The organism is Lachnoclostridium sp. An14, assembly GCF_002160755.1.
GTDB lineage: Bacteria > Bacillota > Clostridia > Lachnospirales > Lachnospiraceae > Lachnoclostridium_A.
Genome location: NZ_NFLE01000029.1, coordinates 46,209 through 52,523, shown reverse-complemented (window position 1 = coordinate 52,523; position 6,315 = coordinate 46,209). Strand labels below are relative to the sequence as shown.

Genomic DNA, 6,315 nt, shown 5'->3' with positions numbered 1-6,315 from the left:
TCCTACGTGGTGCGCACGGAAGGGTTCCACTGCGGCATCATGATTTCCGCCAGCCACAACCCCTACTATGACAACGGCATCAAGGTGATCAACGAGAGGGGAGAAAAGCTGGAGGAAAGTGTGATCGAGGAGATCGAGCGGTATCTGGACGGGGAGACGGAGGAAATCCCCTTCGCCACGAAGGATGCTATCGGAAAGACCGTGGATTTTGCCGCCGGCAGAAACCGCTACATCGGCTATCTGATCTCCATTGCCACCCGCTCCTTTAAAAACCGGAAGGTGGCCTTAGACTGCGCCAACGGCAGCGCCTCGGCCATCGCCAAGAGCGTGTTCGACGCCCTGGGGGCGGAGACCCACGTGATCAACAACGAGCCCAACGGCTTAAATATCAATACGGACTGCGGCTCCACTCACATCGAGGGCTTGCAGAAGTACGTGGTGGAGCAGGGCTGCGACGTGGGCTTTGCCTACGACGGAGATGCGGACCGCTGCCTGGCCGTAGACCGGAACGGAAACCTGGTGGACGGGGACTTAATCATGTACATATGCGGAAAGTACATGAAGGCCCAGGGCGCCCTGGTAGGAAACAAGATCGTGACTACGGTGATGTCCAACTTCGGCCTTTACAAAGCCCTTGATCGGGAAGGCATCGGCTATGAGAAAACGGCGGTGGGAGACAAATACGTCTACGAGAACATGGCCCAGAACGGCTATTGCCTGGGCGGAGAACAGTCCGGCCACATCATTTTCAGCAAGAACGCCACCACAGGAGACGGAATCCTCACCTCCATCAAGGTAATGGAAGTAATGCTGGAGAAGAAACAGCCCTTAGACCAGCTGGCGTCAGAGGTGGAGATCTATCCTCAGGTGCTTAAAAATGTGCAGGTGAAGGATAAGAAGGAGGCCCAGGACGACGCCGGCGTGCAGGCAGAGGTGGCAAAGGTGACGGAGTCCCTGGGGGACAACGGCCGGATTCTTCTGCGCCAGTCCGGAACGGAGCCGGTGGTGCGGGTGATGGTGGAGGCCCCGGATCACGAGACCTGTGAAAAGTACGTGGATCAGGTGATCGAGGTCATGAGGAAAAACGGCCATATTAAGTAGGTAAATACCCGGATGGATAAATGACAGGCAGAAAACGGTCAAACTGAAAAATACAGACTTATATATACTTTACCAGCCGCCTCCCAGCGGCAGAACGGAGCAAAAATCATGAACACAACAGCCCTAATCATGGCCGGCGGCCGCGGCGAGCGTTTTTGGCCCAGGAGCCGCAGGAACCTGCCAAAGCAGTTTCTGTCCCTGACAGATGATGGAAAGACGATGATCCAGCTGACGGTGGAGCGCATCTTACCGCTGGTGCGTATGGAGGACATCTACATTGCTACCAATAAAAATTATCGGGATCTGGTGCGGGCCCAGCTCCCAGAGCTGCCGGAGGAGAACATTCTCTGTGAGCCGGTGGGACGCAACACTGCCCCCTGCATTGGCCTGGGTGCGGTGCATATCGCGAAAAAGTACGAAGACGCCCTGATGCTGGTACTGCCCTCCGACCATCTGATCAAGTTCAATAATATGTTTCTGAACGCCCTGCGGGAGGCGTGCCAAGTGGCGGAACAGGGTGACAACCTGGTGACACTGGGAATCACTCCGGCGTACCCGGAAACGGGATACGGCTATATTAAGTTCAACCCCCATGCCTCTCTCGGCAGCGCCTACGCGGTGGAGCGGTTTGTGGAAAAACCCACGCTGGAAGTGGCGAAGGAATATCTGGAGACGGAGGAGTACCTGTGGAACAGCGGAATGTTTATCTGGAAACTTTCGTCCATCTGGAAAAATATGGAGAAATATATGCCGGAGGCCTGTGACAGACTGCGCGCGATCCAGGCGGCCGTGGGAACGGATGAGGAAGAAACGGTGCTGGAACGGGAGTTTGCCGCCATGCCGTCCATTTCCATCGACTACGGTATTATGGAAAAGGCCGGGCACATTTACACCATTCCCGGAACCTTCGGCTGGGACGATGTAGGCTCCTGGCTTGCGGTGGAGCGGATCAAGAAAACCAATGAAGATGGAAATGTGGTGAGCGGAAATGTGATTACCGTGGACACCCAGAACTGCATTATTCAGGGGAAAAATAAACTGATTGCGTCCGTAGGCCTGCGGGATCTCATCATCGTGGATACGGAGGATGCGATCCTGATTTGCGAGAAACACAAGGCTGGCGAGATCCGCAAGGTGACGGAAAACCTGAAAATCTGCAACAGGGATGAATATTTATAAGAAAAGAGGCGGGATTGTTCCCGCCTTTCTCCATTCTGCCGGATTGACCGCGGCGTCGATTTATACTATAATGGAACCCTGCGGGACAAAATGTGAAAAATCAACAATGTTGGCTGAAATAAAGGACAAAACATGACGAAACAAGAGCTTACGACAATTTATGAGGACTGGATCAGCCGTCCGCTGGAACCGGAGCTGCTGGAGGAACTCCACTCCATCTCCCCCCACCCCGAAGCCATCTCCGACCGTTTCTACAAAGACCTGGAGTTTGGGACTGGCGGGCTGCGGGGGGTGATCGGGGCGGGGACGAACCGGTTGAATATTTACACGGTGGCGAAGGCCACCCAGGGCTATGCCAATTACCTGCTGGGGCAGGCGGCGCAGCCGGGGCGCAGCCGCAGCGTTGTGATCGCCTATGACAGCCGCCACAAATCGGATCTGTTTTGTGAGACGGCCGCAGGGGTGTTCGCGGCCAACGGCATCCAGGTACGCCTGTTTCCGGAGCTGATGCCCACGCCGGTTCTCTCCTACGCCATCCGCTACTACGGCTGCGACGGCGGCGTGGTGATCACCGCCAGCCACAACCCAGCCAAGTACAACGGCTACAAGGTCTACGGCCCGGACGGCTGTCAGATCACCACGGAGGCGGCGAAGGCGATCCAGGCGGAGATCAATGCCCTGGATCTGTTCGACGATGTGAAGTCCATGACCGTAGCGGCAGCCTTGGATCAGGGGCTGGCGGACTACATTCCCGACGGTTTCCTGGACGATTACCTGGACGCGGTCAGCGCCCAGCGCCTCTGCCCCGACAGCGAGCTGGACAAGGATGTGTCCATCACCTACACGCCCTTAAACGGCGCCGGGCGGCTCTGCGTGCTCCGCGTGCTGGAGAAAAACGGGTTTACCAACATTTCCGTGGTAAAAGAGCAGGAAATGCCCGACGGCGATTTCCCCACCTGCCCCTATCCCAATCCGGAGGTGCGGGAGGCGATGGAGCTGGGCATCGCTTGCGCGAGGAAAAACGGCAGCGATCTGCTTTTGGCCACCGACCCGGACTGCGACCGGGTGGGAATCGCGGTGCGGGACGGAGAGGATTACACCCTGCTTTCCGGAAATGAAGTGGGCCTGCTGCTGTTTGAATACGTCTGTGAGCGCCGGCTGGCCCAGGGACGGATGCCGGAGCGGCCGCTCCTTATGAAGACCATCGTGACCATGGACCACGTGAAAAAGATCGCCGACCACTACGGCGTGGAAGTCATCGACGTTCTCACCGGCTTTAAGTTCATCGGCGAGCAGATTGGGCTGCTGGAGCAGAAAAAAGAGTTGGATCGTTTCATTTTCAGCTTTGAGGAAAGCTACGGCTACCTGTCCGGCCCTTACGTGCGGGACAAAGACGGGGTCAACGCGGCCCTGCTGATCTGCGAGATGTTTGCCTTTTATAAGAAACGGGGCAAAGGGCTGAAGGAGGCCCTGGACCAGCTCTACACCCGCTACGGCTACTGCCTGAATACTCTTCACAGTTTCCAGTTTGAAGGGGCGGCCGGGTTTGTGCGGATGCAGGGCATCATGGACGAGTTCCGGAACGATCCGCCCCAGACGGCAGCGGGCATGGCGGTGGAGTCCGTGGAAGATTACCGGGCACAGGAGAAACGGTTTTCTGATGGCCACAGGGAGCCCATCTGCGGCCTGCCAAAATCCAACGTGCTGAAATTCTGGCTGGAAGGCGGCCGGTCCTTCGTGGTAAGACCGTCGGGAACGGAGCCGAAACTGAAAATCTACCTTTCCGTCAGCGGCGAGGACAGAGAACAGGTAAAAGAGCTGGAAGAAAAGCTGCTGGAGTTTTTGCGGCAGCGGATTGAAATGGCATAACACAGCGAAAATATTCCCCCGCCTGGCCGGTGTCAAGCTGCTAAGACAGAGCAGCCGGTGCAGGACAGGAAGAACAAAAGAAAACAAAAAATAGAAAAAGTTCGGGCAAAGACGGCCGATGGTTCCCTTAAGAACGGGAGAACCATCGGTTTTGCTCGTTTTCAGGGCCTTTTACATGGAGCAGGAATACCAGGAGAAATTTTTCACATCAATCCGGAAGATTTGAAATACGGCGGAAAACCATCCCATACAGACGGCCGGACGCCGGGAAACATGAGAAAACGCCTGCATATCATTTTTATAGGAGCCTTTGCAGGCACAGAATTACAGGACAGGAGGACAAAACCATGTGCGGAATCATAGGCTACACCGGCCCGTTATCGGCCAGAAAAATACTGTTGGAGGGACTTTCCCAGCTGGAATACCGGGGTTATGACAGCGCGGGAATCGCCTGCGTGGAAGACGGCGCCGCGGTGCGGGTGACAAAAACCACGGGAAAGGTGGCGGAGCTAAAGAAACTCTGCCAGAATGACAGGGAGGAAACTCACTGCGGCATCGGCCACACCAGATGGGCCACCCACGGCGGGGTGACCAGGGAAAATGCCCATCCCCATCAGGCGGGACGGGTGACGCTGATTCACAACGGAATCATTGAGAATTATCACCAGCTGACGAAGGAATATCATCTGGAAGGGAAACTGGTGTCCCAGACGGACAGCGAGGTGGCGGCCTGGGTGCTGGACAGCCTGTACGACGGAGATCCGAAGGCGGCGATCCGCCGTTTTGTGGAGAAACTGGAAGGATCCTACGGCTTTTGCATCCTGTTTGCGGACCGTCCCGGCGAGATTTATGCCATCCGCAGGGTCAGCCCTCTGGTGGCGGCCTACACCCGCGCCGGTTCCATCATCGCCTCCGATTTGACCGCCCTCATTCCCTACACCAAAAAGTATATGGTGGTGCCGGAAGATCAGATTGTAAAGCTGACGCCCTACCAGGTGCGGGTGTTTGATTTGGACGGCAGGGAAACGCAGCCGGAGATCCTGGAGGTGAACTGGGATACGGATGCCGCCATGAAAAACGGGTTTCCCCATTTCATGTTAAAGGAGATCCACGAACAGCCGGAGGCGTTAAAAAACACCATTCTGCCCAGAATTTCTAAGGGAATGCCGGACTTTTCCGACGACGGCATTCCGGATGAGGTGTTCAAACAGTGCAGCCAGGTGCACATCGTGGCCTGCGGGACGGCCATGCACGCGGGGATGGTGGCCCGCGCCCTGATGGAGCCGCTCCTTCGCGTCCCAGTGTCCGTCTCCATCGCGTCCGAGTTCCGGTATGAGGATCCGCTGATCGACGAGAAGACCCTGACCATCATCATTTCCCAATCCGGGGAGACCATCGACACCCTGGCGGCCATGCGGCTGGCAAAGGAGGCAGGCTCGAAAACCCTGGCGGTGGTCAACGTGAAAGGTTCCACCATCGCGAGGGAGAGTGATTTTGTGCTCTACACCCATGCAGGGCCGGAAATCGCCGTCGCCAGCACCAAGGCTTACTCGGTACAGCTGGCGGCTCTGTACCTGATCATCTGCCGCATGGCTTACGTGCGCGGAAAGATGAGCGGGGAGGAGAGCGCGGCCTTTGTGAAGGATCTTCTGGACGTGATTCCGGCCATGGAGGCTATGATCCGCAGAAAAGAGGAGATCCGGCAGATGGTGCGCCCGCTGGTGGAGAAACCGGACGCGTTTTTCATCGGCCGCAACCTGGATTACGCCTTCTCCCTGGAAGGAGCGCTGAAACTGAAGGAAATTTCCTATATTCACGCGGACGCCTACGCGGCGGGAGAGTTAAAACACGGCACCATAGCCCTCATTTCCGACGAGGTTCCGGTGATCGCCATCGCCACCCAGGAGCGGATTTTCGCGAAGTCCATCTCCAACGTGCGGGAGGTGAAGGCCAGAGGGGCTTACGTGATCCTGATCACGAAGGAGAGCGCTCAGGCAGACGAAAACCTGGCAGATGTGCACATTCACATCCCGGACGTCCACGACCGGTTTACCGTATTTCCCATCGCGGTGGTGCTGCAGCTGATCGCTTATTACGCGTCGCTGCTGAAGGGACTGGATGTGGATCAGCCGAGGAATTTGGCGAAGTCGGTGACGGTGGAATAGG

General features: G+C 56.7%; 5 protein-coding genes. All 5 read left to right on the top strand.

Annotated features, from left to right (window positions below; translation table 11 throughout):
• The coding region (glmM, locus tag B5E84_RS14890; RefSeq protein ID WP_087224138.1) for a phosphoglucosamine mutase at nucleotides 1-1,101 on the top strand (1,101 nt) is incomplete at its 5' end.
• Between the two features lie 108 nt (nucleotides 1,102-1,209).
• Complete coding sequence (locus B5E84_RS14885; protein WP_087224136.1) at nucleotides 1,210-2,280, top strand: mannose-1-phosphate guanylyltransferase; 1,071 nt, start codon at nucleotides 1,210-1,212, stop codon at nucleotides 2,278-2,280.
• A gap of 132 nt (nucleotides 2,281-2,412) precedes the next feature.
• Nucleotides 2,413-4,149 (top strand): phospho-sugar mutase, encoded by a 1,737-nt coding sequence (locus tag B5E84_RS14880; protein ID WP_087224134.1) that lies wholly within the window; start codon nucleotides 2,413-2,415, stop codon nucleotides 4,147-4,149.
• A gap of 57 nt (nucleotides 4,150-4,206) precedes the next feature.
• On the top strand, nucleotides 4,207-4,512 hold the full coding sequence (locus tag B5E84_RS20435; RefSeq protein ID WP_143469250.1) for a hypothetical protein: 306 nt from the start codon (nucleotides 4,207-4,209) through the stop codon (nucleotides 4,510-4,512).
• Nucleotides 4,497-6,314 (top strand): glutamine--fructose-6-phosphate transaminase (isomerizing), encoded by a 1,818-nt coding sequence (gene glmS, locus B5E84_RS14875; RefSeq protein WP_087224131.1) that lies wholly within the window; start codon nucleotides 4,497-4,499, stop codon nucleotides 6,312-6,314. Before B5E84_RS20435 ends, glmS begins: the two co-directional genes overlap by 16 nt.
• The last annotated feature ends 1 nt before the right edge of the window (nucleotide 6,315 follow it).